This is a genomic window from Rhizobium sp. BK456, from assembly GCF_014194045.1.
GTDB classification, from domain to species: Bacteria; Pseudomonadota; Alphaproteobacteria; order Rhizobiales; family Rhizobiaceae; genus Rhizobium; species Rhizobium redzepovicii.
Window position 1 is genome coordinate 49,215 of record NZ_JACIAO010000014.1, and the last position, 17,064, is coordinate 66,278.

The 17,064-nt window shown below is 61.4% G+C and carries 17 protein-coding genes; 11 read left to right on the plus strand and 6 right to left on the minus strand.

The window, feature by feature from the left end; genetic code table 11:
• The first annotated feature begins 17 nt into the window (after window positions 1-17).
• Window positions 18-968, plus strand: coding sequence for a sugar-binding transcriptional regulator (locus FHX03_RS29930; protein ID WP_183781896.1), 951 nt, complete (start codon window positions 18-20; stop codon window positions 966-968).
• 260 nt (window positions 969-1,228) lie between these two features.
• Here FHX03_RS29930 and moaA read toward each other — a convergent pair whose 3' ends face one another.
• Window positions 1,229-2,275 carry a GTP 3',8-cyclase MoaA gene (moaA, locus tag FHX03_RS29935; protein ID WP_097628535.1) on the minus strand — a complete coding sequence of 349 codons (1,047 nt, stop codon included), beginning with the start codon at window positions 2,273-2,275 and terminating at the stop codon, window positions 1,229-1,231.
• Between the two features lie 176 nt (window positions 2,276-2,451).
• On the opposite strand from moaA, the gene FHX03_RS29940 reads away from it, so the two are divergent.
• Window positions 2,452-2,826 (plus strand): gamma-butyrobetaine hydroxylase-like domain-containing protein, encoded by a 375-nt coding sequence (locus tag FHX03_RS29940; RefSeq protein ID WP_054182994.1) that lies wholly within the window; start codon window positions 2,452-2,454, stop codon window positions 2,824-2,826.
• A 30-nt stretch (window positions 2,827-2,856) separates the two neighbouring features.
• Window positions 2,857-4,047 (plus strand): low temperature requirement protein A, encoded by a 1,191-nt coding sequence (locus FHX03_RS29945; RefSeq protein ID WP_131711021.1) that lies wholly within the window; start codon window positions 2,857-2,859, stop codon window positions 4,045-4,047.
• A 3-nt stretch (window positions 4,048-4,050) separates the two neighbouring features.
• Here FHX03_RS29945 and FHX03_RS29950 read toward each other — a convergent pair whose 3' ends face one another.
• Entirely contained in the window at window positions 4,051-4,518 is a 468-nt protein-coding gene (locus FHX03_RS29950; RefSeq protein ID WP_097628537.1) for a MarR family winged helix-turn-helix transcriptional regulator, read from the minus strand.
• Between the two features lie 47 nt (window positions 4,519-4,565).
• On the opposite strand from FHX03_RS29950, the gene FHX03_RS29955 reads away from it, so the two are divergent.
• Both FHX03_RS29955 and FHX03_RS29960 read left to right on the plus strand, forming a co-directional pair.
• Window positions 4,566-5,546: an alpha/beta hydrolase gene (locus FHX03_RS29955; protein WP_183856714.1), complete on the plus strand. Its 981-nt coding sequence runs from the start codon at window positions 4,566-4,568 to the stop codon at window positions 5,544-5,546.
• Window positions 5,547-5,583: 37 nt separating this feature from the next.
• Entirely contained in the window at window positions 5,584-6,195 is a 612-nt protein-coding gene (locus FHX03_RS29960) for a pyridoxamine 5'-phosphate oxidase family protein (RefSeq protein WP_183856716.1), read from the plus strand.
• A gap of 24 nt (window positions 6,196-6,219) precedes the next feature.
• Here the strand turns inward: FHX03_RS29960 and FHX03_RS29965 are convergent, their stop codons facing one another.
• Both FHX03_RS29965 and FHX03_RS29970 read right to left on the minus strand, forming a co-directional pair.
• Window positions 6,220-7,287: a GGDEF domain-containing protein gene (locus FHX03_RS29965; RefSeq protein ID WP_097628540.1), complete on the minus strand. Its 1,068-nt coding sequence runs from the start codon at window positions 7,285-7,287 to the stop codon at window positions 6,220-6,222.
• A 250-nt stretch (window positions 7,288-7,537) separates the two neighbouring features.
• On the minus strand, window positions 7,538-9,145 hold the full coding sequence (locus FHX03_RS29970) for a fumarate hydratase (protein ID WP_183856718.1): 1,608 nt from the start codon (window positions 9,143-9,145) through the stop codon (window positions 7,538-7,540).
• Window positions 9,146-9,399: 254 nt separating this feature from the next.
• Between FHX03_RS29970 and FHX03_RS29975 the strand changes: the two genes are divergently transcribed.
• On the plus strand, window positions 9,400-10,227 hold the full coding sequence (locus FHX03_RS29975; RefSeq protein WP_183856720.1) for a VCBS domain-containing protein: 828 nt from the start codon (window positions 9,400-9,402) through the stop codon (window positions 10,225-10,227).
• Window positions 10,228-10,379: 152 nt separating this feature from the next.
• Here FHX03_RS29975 and fumC read toward each other — a convergent pair whose 3' ends face one another.
• Window positions 10,380-11,771, minus strand: coding sequence for a class II fumarate hydratase (gene fumC / locus FHX03_RS29980; RefSeq protein WP_183856722.1), 1,392 nt, complete (start codon window positions 11,769-11,771; stop codon window positions 10,380-10,382).
• Window positions 11,772-11,862: 91 nt separating this feature from the next.
• Between fumC and FHX03_RS29985 the strand changes: the two genes are divergently transcribed.
• Window positions 11,863-12,099: a hypothetical protein gene (locus FHX03_RS29985; RefSeq protein ID WP_143541935.1), complete on the plus strand. Its 237-nt coding sequence runs from the start codon at window positions 11,863-11,865 to the stop codon at window positions 12,097-12,099.
• Window positions 12,100-12,169: 70 nt separating this feature from the next.
• Window positions 12,170-14,080 carry a murein L,D-transpeptidase gene (locus FHX03_RS29990; RefSeq protein ID WP_183856724.1) on the plus strand — a complete coding sequence of 637 codons (1,911 nt, stop codon included), beginning with the start codon at window positions 12,170-12,172 and terminating at the stop codon, window positions 14,078-14,080.
• Window positions 14,081-14,411: 331 nt separating this feature from the next.
• Here FHX03_RS29990 and FHX03_RS29995 read toward each other — a convergent pair whose 3' ends face one another.
• Window positions 14,412-15,122, minus strand: a complete 711-nt coding sequence (locus FHX03_RS29995; RefSeq protein WP_183856726.1) for an HAD family hydrolase — start codon at window positions 15,120-15,122, stop codon at window positions 14,412-14,414.
• Between the two features lie 268 nt (window positions 15,123-15,390).
• On the opposite strand from FHX03_RS29995, the gene rpiA reads away from it, so the two are divergent.
• The 3 genes from rpiA (at window position 15,391) to FHX03_RS30010 (ending at window position 17,053) form a co-directional block, all read left to right on the plus strand.
• Window positions 15,391-16,089, plus strand: coding sequence for a ribose-5-phosphate isomerase RpiA (rpiA, locus tag FHX03_RS30000; RefSeq protein ID WP_183856728.1), 699 nt, complete (start codon window positions 15,391-15,393; stop codon window positions 16,087-16,089).
• Window positions 16,090-16,104: 15 nt separating this feature from the next.
• On the plus strand, window positions 16,105-16,674 hold the full coding sequence (locus FHX03_RS30005; protein WP_003579679.1) for a DUF2059 domain-containing protein: 570 nt from the start codon (window positions 16,105-16,107) through the stop codon (window positions 16,672-16,674).
• Window positions 16,675-16,768: 94 nt separating this feature from the next.
• The gene (locus FHX03_RS30010) at window positions 16,769-17,053 is read left to right on the plus strand and encodes an acylphosphatase (RefSeq protein ID WP_097628651.1); all 285 of its coding nucleotides are present in this window, start codon (window positions 16,769-16,771) and stop codon (window positions 17,051-17,053) included.
• The last annotated feature ends 11 nt before the right edge of the window (window positions 17,054-17,064 follow it).

Sequence of the window (17,064 nt, forward strand, 5' to 3'; positions counted from 1 at the left end):
TCACTCTGGGATTAGCAATGACTCGGCTCAACGAACTCCGCCTCATTTCAAGGGTCGCCCAGATGTACCACATCGAGGGGCGGCGGCAGGCCGAGATCGCACAGCACCTTCGCCTGTCGCAGGCGACGGTGTCGCGCATGCTCAAGCGTGCCGAGGCTGAAGATATCGTGCGAACCAGCGTCATCCCTCCCGTCGGCACCTACAGCGAACTCGAGAGCGTGCTTCGCGAAAAATACGATCTGCCGGAGGCGATCGTCGTCGAGTGCACGGAAGACCGGGACGGCGCCATTATGGCCCGTATCGGCGAGGCAGCGGCGCATCTCCTCGAGGTGACGCTAGCGCCGGGGGAGATCATCGGCGTTTCCAGCTGGAGCCAGACCATTTTCAAGATGGTCGAGAACATTCATCCGCAGAAGAGCGCGCAGGTGAAATATGTCGTCCAGACGCTTGGAGGCATGGGTGACCCTTCCGTGCAGACGCATGCCACACAGCTGACCACGCGGCTTGCGCGCCTGACCGGCGCCGAGCCGAAACTGCTACCGGTGCAGGGCGTGACGTCATCCCGAGAGGCAAAACTTCTGATGCAGGCCGATCCTTACGTCCGCGAGACGATGGACCTGTTCGGCAGCATAACGCTGGCGATCGTCGGCATCGGAGCCGTCGAACCGTCCGAACTTCTCGCACGGTCCGGCAACATCTTTTCATCTCGGGAACTCTCCGATCTCGCGGAAGCGGGCGCCGTCGGCGACATCTCGCTGCGCTTCTTCGATAAAAACGGCAAGCCGGTCAAGACGCCCCTGGACGACCGGGTCATAGGACTTCCGCTTGAGGATCTCGAGCGGGTGGAGCGGGTTATCGCTCTTGCTGGTGGATCGAAAAAGACCGACGCAATCGCCGGTGCGTTGCGCGTGGGGGTCATCGACATGCTTGTTACGGACAAGTTTACGGCGCAGCGATTGATCGACTGATTGATTGATGAGGTCGGAAGGATCCTGCCGCTCCGTCGTTTCTGGGCTTTTCAGGATGGTTGTGCCTGGGCGGGAGCGCCCGCCTCGTCCTTCGAGGCTTCGCCCTATGGGCTAACCCACTCTCCGTCATTCCTGTGCTCGTCACAGGAATCCAGTGCGCCCAAGTCTTTGGGCGCGGGAAACCCTTCGCTTGGGCTCAGGGCGTTCGACGCTGCGATCGATTCACTGGATCGATCGCTCCCGCTTCGCGGGACCGCGTCTCACCCGCCGGTGACACTCATATGCCGCGCCACGGCCGGGCGATTGTGGGTGCGGTCGATGATGAAATCATGGCCCTTCGGTTTGCGGGTGATGGCTTCGTCGATGGCAGCTTGGAGGAGGGCGTCGTCTTCGGTGGCGCGGAGTGCTGCGCGCAGATCGGCGGCGTCGTTCTGGCCGAGGCACATATAGAGCGTGCCGGTGCAGGTGAGACGGACGCGGTTACAGCTCTCGCAGAAATTATGGGTCATCGGCGTGATGAAGCCGAGGCGCCCCCCGGTCTCCGTGACCCTGACGTAACGGGCCGGGCCGCCGGTCTGGTAGTCGATGTCGGTAAGCGTGAACTGCTTTTCCAGATCGGCGCGAAGCTCGGAGAGCGGCAGGTACTGGTCGGTGCGGTCCTCGTCGATCTCGCCCATCGGCATGGTTTCGATGACGGTGAGGTCCATGCCGCGGCCATGGGCGAAGCGCAGGAGTTCGGGCATCTCGGAGTCGTTGAAATCCTTGAGCGCCACGGCGTTGAGCTTGATCTTCAGCCCGGCCTTTTGAGCGGCATCGATGCCTTCCATGACCTTGGCGAAATCGCCCCAGCGGGTGATCTTGCGGAATTTGTCGGGGTCGAGCGTATCGAGCGAGACGTTGATGCGGCGCACGCCGCACTCATAAAGCTCCTCGGCATGGCGGGAGAGCTGCGAGCCGTTGGTGGTCAGCGTCAGCTCGTCGAGGCCGGAACCGATCTTTTCGCCGAGCTGGCGCACAAGATACATGATGTTCTTGCGCACCAGCGGCTCGCCGCCGGTCAGCCGGATTTTCCTCACGCCTTTGGTGATAAAGGCGGAACAGAGCCGGTCGAGCTCTTCCAGCGTCAACAGATCCTTCTTCGGCAGGAAGGTCATATTCTCCGCCATGCAATAGGTGCAGCGGAAATCGCAGCGGTCGGTGACGGAGACGCGGAGATAGGTGACTGCCCGGCCGAAAGGGTCGATCATCGGATTTGCATCCGCCGTGAGCGGCGATGCGTTGCCTATCGTTCCGACTCTCGTATTCACCAATTCCTCCGCGAGCGAACCTGAAGCGCGCCAGACCTGCCTATTTTCAAGCGATATCTTCCTATGTGTGCATATGTGATTGCGCCGTCAAGGGAAACGGATTTCGCACACGCTAATTTGCGCTTGCCTCGAAAAAGGCGAACGCCTACTGCTCCAGAGGAAAGAGGGTGATAGAGATGAGCGATATCTGGCCGAGCGAACTTCGCGTTTCGAAAGACCGGCAGCGGCTGGCGATAACCTTCGACGATGGCCAGAGCTTCGACCTGTCGGCCGAACTCTTGCGCGTGCTGTCGCCGTCGGCCGAGGTGCAGGGCCACGGGCCGGGGCAGCGGGTGACGGTGCCGGGCAAGCGCAACGTCGCGATCATCTCGATGACGCCGACCGGCAATTATGCCGTCAGGATCGGCTTCGACGACATGCACGATACCGGCATCTACACCTGGACCTATCTGCGCGAACTCGGCGAAAGGGGCGCCGAGCTGTTTTCGGCCTATGAGGATGAACTCAGGGAAAAGGGCATGAACCGCGACACGGCTGAAAAGCCGCGCTGAACTTCACATAACCAGCCATCGGGGGGCCATATGGCGAAAACGAACGGAAAGAACTGGCTGCGCGCCAAGGGGAGTGCGGCCGGCAGCAAGGTGACCTTCCTCGAACTGTTCTTCGACCTGGTCTTCGTCTTTTCGATCTCGCAGCTTTCGCATGCGCTTGCCGCCCATTATACGCCGCTCGGTGCTGCCGAAGCGGCGCTGATGACCTTTGCCGTCTGGTGGGTTTGGATTTTCACCGCCTGGGTGACCAACTGGCTCGATCCCGACAAGATGCCGGTGCGCGGCATGCTGGTGGCGCTGATGATGCTCGGGCTGCTGCTGTCGGCCTCCATTCCCGAGGCCTTCGGCGACAAAGGGCTGCTGTTTGCCGGCGCCTATGTGGCGATGCAGGTCGGACGCTCGTTGTTTACCACCTATGCAATGACGCGCGTCGACCGCGCCAATACGCTGAATTTCGTCCGCATCACCACCTGGCTCGTGGTGGCCGCCGTCTTCTGGATCGCCGGCGGGTTGCTGGAGCATGAAGCCCGGCTGATCGCCTGGGTGATCGCGCTGGCGATCGAATATATCGGGCCGGCCGCGGGCTTTGCCGTGCCCGGGCTCGGCCGCTCGAAGCCGAGCGACTGGGACGTTTCCGGCGCCCATATGGCCGAGCGCTGCGCGCTGTTCGTCATCATCTGCCTCGGCGAGGCGATCCTGGTTTCCGGCCGCACCTTTTCGGAGCTGCCGGTTTCGGGGCTGACCGGCATCGTCTTCGTCACCGGTTTCATCGGCACCGTCGCCATGTGGTGGCTTTATTTTCGCTTCGGCCATGGGCGCGCCGCCCATCGCATCGAGCATGAGGCGACGCCGGGGGCGTTGGCGCGGCTTGCTTTCACCTATGGGCATATCCCGATCCTGGCCGGCATCATCGTCCATGCGGTGGCCGTCGAGTTCATGTTCTCGCATCCGCATGAGACGGGCGATCTCGGCATCGCTGCGGCGGTGCTCGGCGGCTCCGGCCTGTTCCTCATCGGCAATCTCTGGTTCAAGGGCGCGACGAGCGGGCAGCTGCCGCTGTCGCATCTTGCCGGTCTGGTGCTGCTGATCCTGCTTGCCTTCGCGGCACCCTTCCTCGAAATCTATCTGCTGGGCATTCTGGCGACGCTGGTGCTGATCGTCGTCGCCGCCTGGGAATACCGCTCGCTGAGCGGTGCATCGCCGGCGCCGACGCTGCATTGATCATCAGTCGTCGTCGCTGAGATCCTTGAGCAGCGTGGCGATGATGCGCTCCATCGAGGTGGCCGTCGCCATGCATTGTTCGATCGGCTCGTCGGAGAGCGTGCGTTCGATAAGATCGGTCTGGATCGCCATCGCCGCCTCGGTCAGCCGGCGGCCCTCCGCAGTGAGATAAAGGCGCAGCACGCGTTTGTCGCGCGCGTCGCCGCGACGCTCGATCAGCTCCCGTTTTTCCATCTGCGGCAAGAGCATGCTCATATTGGAGCGGCCAACCAACAGCTTGCGCGCCAGCTCCTGCTGCGAAATGCCTTCGAAACGGTAGAGATTGACGAGAATATCGAGGTGCGGCGGCTTGATATCGAGATCGGCCAGCGAGCGCGTCAGCGACTGCTGCATCAGCTGGCAGGCGCGCGCCACCGCGATCCAGCTGCGAAAACGCGGATGATCCCAGGGAAGGGATTGATTTTTGTTCATCGTTGTACTTTATTGTTCAGTGTTGAACAGTCTTTTGGATTCTCACTATGGCAAATTTTGCGCTTGAGGTCACCCGCCTAGGGTTTTCGGCTCTGCAGGCGATTTCGCCCGATCTGGCGGGCAGGGCGGCGTTCCGGCTGTTCTGCCGCACCCCGTCGCCGCGGCCGAAGGGAGCAAGGGCGAAGGCGGCGCATGCCGCGGGCGCGGCCCGGCTGGCAGGCGCCGAACGCTTCACTCTCAAGATCGCAGCCGGGGCGAAAGCGCATGCCTATCGGCTGAATGGCGGGGCGCTGGGAAAACGCCAGCGTTTGCTGGTGACACATGGCTGGGGCTCGAGCGCCGAATATATGGCTGAGCTGGTTTCGATGCTTGTGGCAACCGGCGCGGAGGTGGTGGCGCTCGATTTTCCCGGTCACGGGCGCGCCGGCGGGCGTTTCCTGCATATGGGCCTTGCGGTCGGAGCGATCGCCGCGGCCGAGCAGCGGTTCGGCGCCTTCGATGCGGTTATCGGCCATTCCTTCGGCGGTGCGGCGCTGACGGTGTCAGCGGCGGGCTTGCTGCCCGGGGTGGCGCCTGTTGCCTGCGAGCGGCTGGTGCTGATCGGCGCGCCAAGCGAGATGGCCTGGCTGTTTGTCGATTTCGGCCGGATGATCGGCCTTCACCCGGCCGCGCAAGCGGTGCTGGAGGATGAAGTCCATCGCGTCACCGGCCGGAGACTTGAGGAGTTCGAGGCGCGCGATACGCTGGGCGCAATCGGCCGGCCGGTGCTCGTCATCCATGCCGAGGACGACAAGGAGGTGCCGCCGACCCATGCCAGGCGCTATCAGGCTGCCGGGAAGGACGTCCGGCTGCTTTGGGCGAACGGCTTCGGCCATCGGCGCATCGTCGGCGCGGCGCCCGTCCTCGGCGCGATCGCGGCATTTCTCGACTGCGATGGGGGCGAAGAGGGTGTTTCCGACGAAAGCATCAAAAAAGATGCGGAGATCATTCCGTTTTTTGAGCTTCCGGCGCGGCGCGCGGCATTGTAGCGTCCGTCGCAACGATCAAGCCGCGGCGGGACGCCTCATGAAAATCATCAGCAGCATCGAAGAGCTCAATAGGATCTATGGCGCAGGCCTGTCGCAGGCCTCAGTCGACAAGGTGACCAAGCGGCTGACACCGCTCTATCGGGAGATGATCGAGACCTCGCCCTTCGCAGCACTTGCGACCGTCGGGCCGGAAGGGCTCGACTGTTCGCCGCGCGGCGATCTCGGCGGCGTGGTGCGCGTTGCAGATGACGAGACGCTGCATCTGCCGGACTGGCGCGGCAACAACCGCGTCGATTCGCTTTCCAATATCGTGCGTGATCCCAGGCTCGCGCTGATGTTCCTGATCCCTGGCTCGAACACGACGATGCGCATCAACGGCTGCGGCGTCGTCTCGGATGACGAGGCGTTGCTTGCAAGCTTCGAGATGGACGGCAAACATCCGCGCACCGTCATCGTCATCTCGATCGACGAGGTCTATTTCCAGTGCGCGCGCGCCGTGATGCGGGCCGAACTGTGGAATGCCGAACATTTCGCCGATCCTGCAAGGCTGCCCACGCCCGGCCAGATGCTGAAGGCCGCGGTCGGCGATTTCGACCAGGAAACCTACGACCGGGAATGGCCCGGCCGCGCGGCGAAGACGATGTGGTAAAACCGCCGCGGAGTGGAACGGCCGTCAGGTCTTGTAGATCAGCCAGCTCTTGGTGAAATCCTTCTGCATGCCGTCCTGATAGAGGATCGTGCAGTTGCGGCCGGCATTCTTGGCGCCGTAAAGGGCGATGTCGGTCTTGCTGTAGAGTTCGCCGGCATCCTCGGCGCTGGAGGCCATGCAGATGCCGATCGAAACGGTGATCGGGCCATAATTGACCCGCGTGCGGGAATTCTTGAACGGGGTCGTTTCCAGCGTGCGGCGGATGCGCTCGGCGATTGCCGTGATTTCCTCGGGCGTATTGCCGTCGATGATGAGGGCGAATTCCTCGCCGCCGGCACGGGCGACGAAGACATCGCGCCGGACGTTGCTGCGGATGACGGAGGCGACGGTGGCAAGGATCTTGTCGCCGACGGGATGGCCGTAGGTGTCGTTGATCTTCTTGAAGTTGTCGATGTCGGCGAGCAGCAGGGCCGTCACGGGCCGCATGCCGGGATTGTTGAAAACGGCGGCGAGGCGCTCGTCGAAGGCGCGGCGGTTGGAAAGGCGCGTCAGCGAATCGGTGTTGGCGATGCGTTTGTATTCGTCCAGTTCCTTGCGGACCTGGTCCATCTCCTGCGAGCGTTGGACGACGTCCTCGACGGTGCGTTCGCCGTGCGCCATGGTGTCGCCGGTCGCCTGGCTCAAAAGTTCGATGGCGTTTTCGATCAGCTCGACGCTGGCATTGCTCTTGGAGGTGATGCGCTTATGGGTCTCGCCGAGCAGCCTGGTATAGCTTTCGAGCGAACTCTGCTCCTGTTTCAGGATCCGCAGCAGGCCGTCGAGTTCGCCTGATATGCGGGTATGGGCGTCATCGACGACGCGGACCGGGCTGCTGGTGAAATATTGCGCGCCAAGCGCGTCAAGTTCGGCCTGCGTCGCCTGGCTGCCGAGCGCGGAAAGCTCGCGGGTGAGCGCCGGATTGGAACCGATATAGGCCTCGTAGAAGAGTTCGTAATTGCGCGGTATCGGCGCAACGCCCATCGAGCGCATGGCATAGGTGATCTGGCCCGCAACATCGGGAACCTGCACCTTGGGCGCGACAGCCGTATTCATCCGGCGAACTCCTCATATATTCAAAGGCAATATTCTATTTGGTAGCTTAAATTTCTTGGGAAAAGATTAAAGCGATATATACCAAATACTACATACGACAATTGCCCCATGGGTCAATACTTCTTGCAGGCCTATGATTCTGCACGGAAAAACGTATCTTTGGCGAGACAGTGCATACTCATTGTGTGAGAACGGTGTCTGAAAAACTTACAGTTCTTCTCTGCCGGAGATCGTCTTCGACTTGTCGATATCAGCCCAGGTTCAATTCCTGGAAGAAATCATTGCCCTTATCGTCGATGACGATGAAGGCGGGAAAGTCTTCGACCTCGATCTTCCACACCGCTTCCATGCCGAGTTCGGGATATTCGAAGACTTCGACCTTACGGATGCAGTCCTGGGCGAGGCGGGCGGCAGGGCCGCCGATCGAGCCGAGGTAGAAGCCGCCGTGTTTCTTGCAGGCCTCGCGCACCGCCCGTGACCGGTTGCCCTTGGCGAGCATCACCATCGAGCCGCCGAAGGACTGGAACTGGTCGACGTAACTGTCCATGCGGCCGGCCGTCGTCGGGCCGAAGGAGCCGGAGGCGTAGCCGGCGGGCGTCTTGGCCGGACCGGCGTAGTAGACCGGGTGGTTTTTCAGGTAATCGGGCATGCCTTCGCCCTTTTCCAGCCGCTCGCGGATCTTGGCATGCGCCAGGTCGCGGGCGACGATGATCGTGCCGGTCAAGGACAGGCGCGTCTTGACCGGATGTTGCGACAGTTCGGCAAGCACCTCGGCCATCGGCCGGTTGAGATCGATACGCACAGTCGATTCCGACAGCTTCGCCTCATCGATCTCGGGCATGTATTTCGACGGATCGGTTTCGAGCTGCTCGATGAAGATGCCGTCGCGGGTGATTTTGCCCTTGGCCTGGCGGTCAGCGGAACAGGAGACGCCGAGGCCGATCGGCAGCGAAGCGCCATGGCGGGGCAGGCGGATGACACGCACATCATGACAGAAATACTTGCCGCCGAACTGGGCGCCGACGCCCATCTGCTGCGTCAGTCTGTGGATTTCCTTCTCCATCTCGAGATCGCGGAAGGCGTGGCCGCTTTCCGAACCTTCGGTCGGCAGCTCGTCGAGATAGCGGGTCGAGGCGAGCTTGACGGTCTTCAGGTTCATCTCGGCCGAGGTGCCGCCGATGACGATCGCCAGATGATAGGGCGGACAGGCTGCCGTCCCTAACGTCAGGATCTTCTCCTTAAGGAAGTCGATCATCCGGTCATGCGTCAAAAGCGAGGGCGTGCCCTGGTAGAGAAAGGTCTTGTTGGCCGAGCCGCCGCCCTTGGCGACGAAGAGGAATTCATAGGCGTCGGTCCCTTCCTCGTAGATGTCGATCTGGGCCGGCAGGTTATTGCGGGTGTTCTTCTCCTCGAACATTTTCACCGGCGCGAGCTGCGAATAACGCAGGTTCTTCTTCTCATAGGCATCCATGACGCCGCGGGCGAGGGCGGCGCCATCGCCGCCTTCGGTCCAGACCCTGCGACCCTTCTTGCCCATGATGATCGCCGTGCCGGTATCCTGGCACATCGGCAACACGCCGCCGGCAGCAATATTGGCATTCTTCAGGAGGTCGTAGGCGACGAAGCGGTCATTGTCGGTCGCCTCGGGGTCGTCGAGAATCGAGGCGAGCTGCTTCAGATGGCCGGGGCGCAGCAGGTGGTTGATGTCGGCAAAGGCCGTTTCGGCAAGCAGGCGGATGCCTTCCGGCTCGACGGTCAGGATGTCTTGGCCCTTGAAGCTATCGACCGACACATGATCGCTACTGATCTTGCGATAGGGCGTGGTGTCCTTGCCGAGCGGGAAGAGATCGTCAGCCATCGAAGTGACCTTTCTGGTGGGCGCGTCGCTAAATTGGAACCGATCTAAATCCCCTGTCGGGCAAAAGCAATCTGCATGCGGCGGAGTTTGGCCTTGCGGCCATGTCGTGCTGCATTTTGCCGTCGGGATGTCACACGCGGCAGGCGAGTAAAAGAAAGGCGAGATCGACATTTGTCGCGAAACGGCCGACTTCAGGTTGCCTCCAGATCAAGTCCGGTTCATATTCCCGCAGCGTTAACCTGCCGGGGCTTCCAATGCCAAATGCAAAGCCAACTGCTGTCGACGACCTACTCGTTTTTTTCGAACATGACTGGATCAGGGGCGATCTGCTGCGCCTCGCCAGCGATCCCGAAGGAGCGGAGATGTATGCGCGCTTCGTCAATGGCGTGCGTATCGACGCCAAACATGGGCCTGACCATGAAACGATCATCGAAGGCAAGTACGGAACCTTCAAGGTGAAACCTGACGGTTACTTCACGTACGAGCTGGACTACACTCTCGACCTGGTGAAGAATTTAGGGAAATACGATCAGCTCATCGAGACGCTGAGCTACAAGATGTCCGATGGCTCGGGGGGCACGGACCTCGGCGTGCTGACGCTGGCGATCGACGGCGTCAACGAAGGCGAAAAATACCACGAGGTCCTGGATTTTGACGACATGGGCGTCACGTCGAGGGCGGATAATTTCTTCCTTCCCGACTATCGGGGCTTTGCGCTCTCCGTGAACGACAGTCAGGAGCTGACGCTTCTGAACGGCATCGTCTACGATACCATCCCGGGCGTCGACGCCATCACCGAGGACGGCTTCAGCGATACCGTGCTATCCCCGGGCGCGCTGCCGGTGACCTTGAAAATGGTCGATGGCGGCGAGTTTACCTTTCAGGGCGTCTCGATCGCCGAACTGTCCGCATTGCCCTTTCACCTGACGCTCACTGCCCTGAACGACGGCCAGATTGTCTATCAGCAGGAGCTTGAGGTCACTGGCCCCAGTCTCGACGTGAATATCGAAGACATTGAAGATATCCGTTTCGATTTCATGGGCAATTCGGTCGTGATGGACAATTTTTCGCTGTTGGTGTGAGGTTTGCCAGGGCTGTGGGTTGCCGCGGCAGGCGGATGCGGGTTTGTCCGCGTTGGTCAAAAAATTCAGCGAGAATGGCTACCCCAACCTCCCTCATTCCTGTGACGAGCACAGGAATGAGGGAGGGGCGGTGGGCGGTACTCCCCAAGGTCCTACTTCGGGCCGATCATCGTTTCCGGGCGGACAATCGCATCGTAATCCTCCGCCGAGACCAGTCCGCTGGCGAGGGCTTCTTCCTTCAGCGTCGTGCCATTCTTATGCGCGGTCTTGGCGATCTTGGCGGCGGCGTCGTAGCCGATCTTCGGGGCGAGCGCGGTTACCAGCATCAGCGAGCGGTCGAGGCCGGCCTTGATGTTGTCCTCGCGCGCCTCGATGCCGACGACGCAATTGTCGGTGAAGGAGACGGCGGCGTCGGCCAGCAGCTGCACCGATTGCAGGAAATTATAGGCCATCATCGGATTGTAGACGTTGAGCTCGAAATGGCCCTGGCTGTCGGCGAAGGTCAGCGCGGCATGATTGCCGAAGATGTGGATGCAGACCTGCGTCAGCGCCTCGCACTGGGTCGGGTTGACCTTGCCGGGCATGATCGAGGAGCCGGGTTCGTTTTCCGGCAGCGCCAGTTCGCCGAGGCCGGCGCGCGGGCCGGAGCCGAGCAGGCGGATGTCGTTGGCGATCTTGAAGAGGGCGGCGGCCGCCGCATTGATGGCGCCATGGGAAAAAACCATGCTGTCATGCGAGGCAAGCGCCTCGAACTTGTTCGGCGCGGTGACGAAGGGCAGGGCCGTTATGGCCGCGATTTCTTCGGCCACCTTCTCGGCGAAACCGATTGGCGCATTGAGGCCGGTGCCGACGGCGGTGCCGCCCTGGGCGAGTTCGCAAAGGCCGGGCAGGGTCATTTCGATGCGTTTGATGGCGGAGCCGACCTGGGCGGCATAACCGGAAAATTCCTGGCCGAGCGTCAGCGGTGTGGCATCCTGGGTGTGGGTGCGGCCGATCTTGATGATGTGGCTGAATTCGGTGACCTTCATGTCGAGGGCGGCATGCAGGTGCTTCAGACTTGGCAGCAGGTGATGAGCGATCCGTTCGGCGCAGGCGATGTGCATCGCCGTCGGGTAGGTGTCGTTCGACGACTGGCTCATATTGACGTGATCGTTCGGATGCACCGGCTTCTTGGAACCCATGACGCCGCCAAGCATTTCTATGGCACGATTGGAGATCACCTCATTGGCATTCATGTTGGACTGCGTGCCCGAACCGGTCTGCCAGACGACAAGCGGAAAATGCTCGTCGAGCTTGCCCTCGATCACTTCCTGGGCGGCGTCGACGATTGCCTTGCCAAGTGCAGGGTCGAGCTGGCCGAGCGACATGTTGGCGCGGGCTGCGGCCTGCTTGACGATGCCGAGCGCACGCACGATCGACAGCGGCTGCTTTTCCCAGCCGATCTTGAAATTGCCGAGCGAACGCTCGGCCTGGGCGCCCCAATATCGGTCGGCGGCGACGTCGATCGGGCCAAAAGTATCGGTTTCGGTGCGGGTTGCGGTCATCGGCCTTGCCTTCCCTTTACATGCTGTTTTCGGTCATCTGAGAAAGATGAGGTCTTATAGGTGGGAACGTCCGACAAGAAAACCGGACCCCATGCGAAATATTGAAATCCAAAGTCATGTTTGGATGGGTTGTGGTGCGTGCTTTTTCGGCCACTTTGAAAATTTTATGCGTCCGGGCGATTTCGTCCCACTGGCCCGGATGCGAAAATTCGGTAAAAAATTAACTAATAATTTCATAATTTTGTGTGAACTTCGGCGCGGCGCCGCGCAGGATCTCCGTCACACAGAATTGAGTCCGCCGGCGCTGGCGGCGCAGGCCGGTTTCTGATCAATGAGCCGGACGCTGAGTTTCGCGGGATTTGAGCTGAGAACAGCATGACACCGGGACTGGAAGATATATGACGTTCGTTTTGAAAAGCGCGGCATCCGCATTGGCAATTTCCTGCGGCGTGGCGGTTATGAGTGCCGCAACCGCGCATGCTTATACTTTGATGGACATGCTGCGCGGCGACAGGCAGCGGACCCAAAGCACCATCTTCATGGATCAGGCGCCCGGCCGTCCGGTGCCGCGCGGCGCCGACGGCGGCTCGCTCGGCGGGCTCGATCCGGAAGCGCCGCTTCCGAAGGTGAGCGGCCCGCGTTACTACACCTATAAGACAGAGACGCTGCAGTTCGTCGACACCAGCAGGTTTGCCGATCCCGTCGTCACCGGCGCGGTCGCCGATGTTTCGGCAAGCGGCGATGCCAGCGCCGAACCCGCAGTCCAGCGCCGCTTCCTGGCGCAGGCCAAGGTGCGCGCCAATGCGGACGTTGCGAAGGTGCTCGAAGCCTATTACGGCGACAGCCGCAATCCGCTTGTCTGGGTCGATGGCAACCAGATCAACGACCGCGCGAAGTCGGCGATGGCGACACTTGCCGATGCGGCTTCCGTCGGGCTCGATCCTGCCGATTATACGGTCCAGACACCGGCGATTGACCCGGCCAATCCCGATCCCGCCTTCCGCGACCGGGCGCTGACGCAGTTTGAGCTCGAACTCTCGGCCAAGGTACTGGCTTTCGTGCAGGACACCGTGCGTGGGCGCATCGATCCGAACAAGATCTCCGGCTATCATGACTTTCAGCGCAAGGCGGTCAATCTGACGTCGGTGCTGAAGCTTGCCCGCATGAGCCCCGATGTCGGCGCCTACATCGCCAGCCGTTCGCCCGATGGTGCTCAGTTCGAGGCGCTGAAGGCGGAGCTTGCCAAGCTTCGCGCCGCCGACGGCGGCAACGAGGAGCGAATCGTCGTTTCGCTCGACAAGCTGCTGAAGCCTGGCGACAGCTCGCCCGAGATTGCCAATATCGTCAAGGCGATCGGCAAGCATGGGTCCGAAACGCTGAAGACCGATCACGCGGCAACGCTTGCCGCTTACGCAGGCAGCACCGACTATTCGCCCGATATCGTCTCGCTGGTCGAGGCCTTCCAGCAAGAGCGCGGACTGAAGGCCGATGGCGTCATCGGCCAGGCGACCGTGCGGGCCATGACCGGTGGCGATACCAATGCCTCGAAGATCGACAAGCTCGTCGTCGCCATGGAGCAGGCGCGCTGGCTGCCGGAGGATCTTGGTTCCCGCTACGTGATGATCAACCAGCCGGCCTTCATGGTCTATTACCACAATGACGGCAAGGAACAGCTGTCGATGCGCGTCGTTGTCGGCGGCAAGAACAATCAAACCTATTTCTTCGACGACGAGATCGAGACGGTGGAGTTCAACCCGTTCTGGGGCGTGCCGCAGTCGATCATCATCAACGAGATGTTGCCGAAGCTGCGTTCGGATCCGAACTATCTCGACCAGCTCGGCTATGAAGTCGAGGTGAACGGCCATGCCGTCGCCTCGTCGAGCGTCGATTGGTACGGCTCGACCAATAATGTCTCGGTGCGCCAGCCGCCGAGCAGCGACAATGCGCTCGGCGAACTGAAGATCCTGTTCCCGAACAGCCACGCGATCTACATGCACGACACGCCGTCGAAAAGCTTCTTCAAGCGCGATATGCGGGCTTTGAGCCACGGCTGCGTGCGCCTTGCCAATCCGCGTGCTATGGCAGCTGCCGTGCTCGGCACGACGGTCGACGACGTCGCCAAGCAGATCGCCACCGGGCAGAACCATGCCGTGAAGGTGCCGCAGAAGATCCCGGTCTACGTTTCCTATTTCACCGCCTGGCCGAACAAGGACGGCGTGGTGGAATATTTCGACGATGTCTATGGCCGCGACGGCTATGTCGACAAGGCCTTCGACGCGACGACAAAGGCGCGTGGCGCGCAGATTTGACGCAGGGTCTAGCGGGTTATGGAATGGGCGGTCTTCGGGCCGCCCGTTTTGTTTTGGGAGTGAGGAGTAGGGGAGTGTTGCGCTTGGCAGACTGGCGCCCAAAACTCGCCCCTCATTCCTGTGCTCGTCACAGGAATCCAGCAGCCGCTTGTCTACGCGGCGGGGAATTGCAGCCCCGTCGACAAATGGTGCCATTGCAGAAGCAATGTCGTCTTCAAGTGATGGATGCTGGTCTCAATTTAAGGGTCTTTTCGGCTTGCGGACGCAAGCCGGCTGGATTCCTGTGACAAGCACAGGAATGAGGGAGGGAGAGGACAAATGAGCGGACTCCTCAGACCGCGACCTTCACCGCATACTCCCGCAGCAGCCGCTCCACCAGTTCCGGCGTCAGCTCATCGTAGTGGGTGATGATCATATCGGGATCCAGGTTGGAAACCGGCACGTCCGAATATCCAAAAGGCACGGCGATCGACGGTACGGCAGCGTTCTTCGCCACGGCGATGTCGTTGATGCTGTCGCCGATCATCACGGTGCGGGTGATGTCGCCGCCGGCGCGGTCGATGGTGCCGGTGAGGTGGCGGGCGTCGGGCTTGCGCACGGGGAAGCTGTCGCCGCCGGTGATGGCATCGAAATAGCTGACGAGGTCGAGTTTTTCGAGCAGGCCGAGCGCCAGGCTTTCCATCTTGTTGGTGCAGACGGCGAGGCGGTAACCGGCAAATTTAAGCCGGTCCATCGCGGCGACGAGGCCGGGATAGGGTTCGGTGCGGCCGGGCATGTTGCCGGCGTAATGGGCGACGAAGCGCTCGACCAGCGCCGGCAGGGCGTCGCTTTCGAGCGGATGGCCGCGCAGCCGGCAGGCGCGTTCGATCATTACGCGCGCGCCGTGGCCGACGAGATGGGTGAGGTCGTCATAGCTGACCGGGTCGAGGCCAAGGGCTGAGATCGTATGATTGAGGCTCTCGACAAGATCCGTATGGGTATCGAGAAGGGTACCGTCGAGATCGAAGACGATGAGTGCCGGGCGGGCGTGGGAAATGGTCAAGGCTTGTCTCTTTGCGCAATGGGTCGTTCTGGAGAAAAGTCGTCCCGAGGCACGACAGGTTTCCCCTGGGAACGACAGGTCGGCTCCGGAACGATGGATCATCCCAGAGGTAGGCGATCGCGCGGCGGAAAGCAACGTTAGGATGCCGGCCGGGAAGGCCGCAGGCATTTGTTTCGGCTTTTCATTTTCCGTGATGATTTTGACTTTCGTTTGCCAGGCGAGCCGTGTAAACAGCACATCCAACGCAATAATTCGGAGTTGGCGGCGCATGGATGCCCGCGAAATGAAGATAAAGGCCGCCGCAGCCGCACTCGCCCATGTCGAAGACGGAATGCGCCTCGGCATCGGCACGGGCAGCACAGCGGAAGAATTCGTTCGCCTGTTGGCGGAGAAAGTCGCAAGCGGCTTCAAGGTCGAAGGCGTTCCGACGTCAGAAAGGACGGCGCGGCTGTGCGTCGAGCTCGGCGTGCCGCTGAAGTCGCTCGATGAACTGCCGGCACTCGACCTGACAATCGACGGCGCCGACGAGGTCGATCCGGCGCTCAGATTGATCAAGGGCGGCGGCGGCGCGTTGCTGCGCGAAAAGATCGTCGCGGCCGCTTCCGAGCGGATGATCGTCATTGCCGACGAGAGCAAGCTTGTGGAAACGCTCGGCGCCTACGCGCTGCCGATTGAGGTCAATCCGTTCGGGCTCGTCTCGACACGGATCGCGATCGAGAAGGTCGCGGCCCGGCTCGGCCTTTCCGGCGAACTCAGTCTGCGCCAATCCGGTGACGGAGAGTTTACCACGGATGGCGGCCATCACATTATCGATGCATCTTTTGGCCGCATTCCTGATGCAGAGGCGCTTTCGAGCGAGCTGAATTCCATACCCGGCGTCGTCGAACACGGGCTCTTTATCAATATGGCGGCACTTGCAATCATTGCCGGTCCTGCGGGTGCGCGCACGCTGCAGGCAAACAGATAACAGGAGCGTACACACATGATGAACATTGCAGGTCTTGGCCGTTTTGCCGCTGCGACCATCGTTCTTTCCGGTCTTGCCTTCGGCTCTGCCGTCAAGGCGCAGGAGGTCTCCGAGGAGCAGCTGAAGGCCTCTCGCGCGGCGATCGACGCCATCGGCGCCACCGCCCAGTTCGACAACATTTTGCCCGGTCTTGCCGAGCGCCTGAAGGCCGGCCTGATCCAGGATTCGCCGAACTACCAGGACATCATTTCGTCGACGGTCGACGCGCAGGCGCTGGCGCTGGCGCCGCGCCGCGGCGATCTGGAGAAGGAGGCGGCGCTCACCTATGCCAAGACCTTCACCGCCGACGAACTGAAGGCGATCGCCGACTTCTATAATTCCGACGTCGGCAAGAAGCTGCTGCGCGACGGCCCGGTTGCCTCGCGCGAGACGGCGAAGGCTGCCGACATCTGGGCGCAGGGCATTTCTCGCGATCTGGAAAAGCAGAGCAATGCCGAACTCTCCAAGGTCATCAAGGCGCCGCCGCCGGCAACCGACAGCCCGGTGGCTCCGGCACCCGCTCCGGCCCCGGCTGCCCAGAAGTAGGGGCTGCCTCCGCAGATTTGCAAAAGCCCGGCATCGTCCGGGCTTTTTTGCTATGATGGATGCGGCAATACTGATGAGGCTTTGGCGAGGCAACATGTCTGCTCATTACGAGGGCTTGCAGGTGCGAGTATCAGGTAGGGTCCAAGGGGTCGGATTCCGCATGTGGGCGCGCGATGAGGCGTTGCGGCTCGGGCTCACAGGCTGGGTGCGCAATGAAGCGGACGGATCGGTCACCGCTTTGATCGCAGGATCCGATACCGCCATCTCGACAATGATCGATCGTTTCGGCCGCGGGCCTGCGGGAGCATCGGTTTCCGGCGTCGAGTCGGAAGCGACCCAGCTTGCGGAAATGCCGACGGATTTCCGCATCACCGCTTGAAAGCGGCAAAC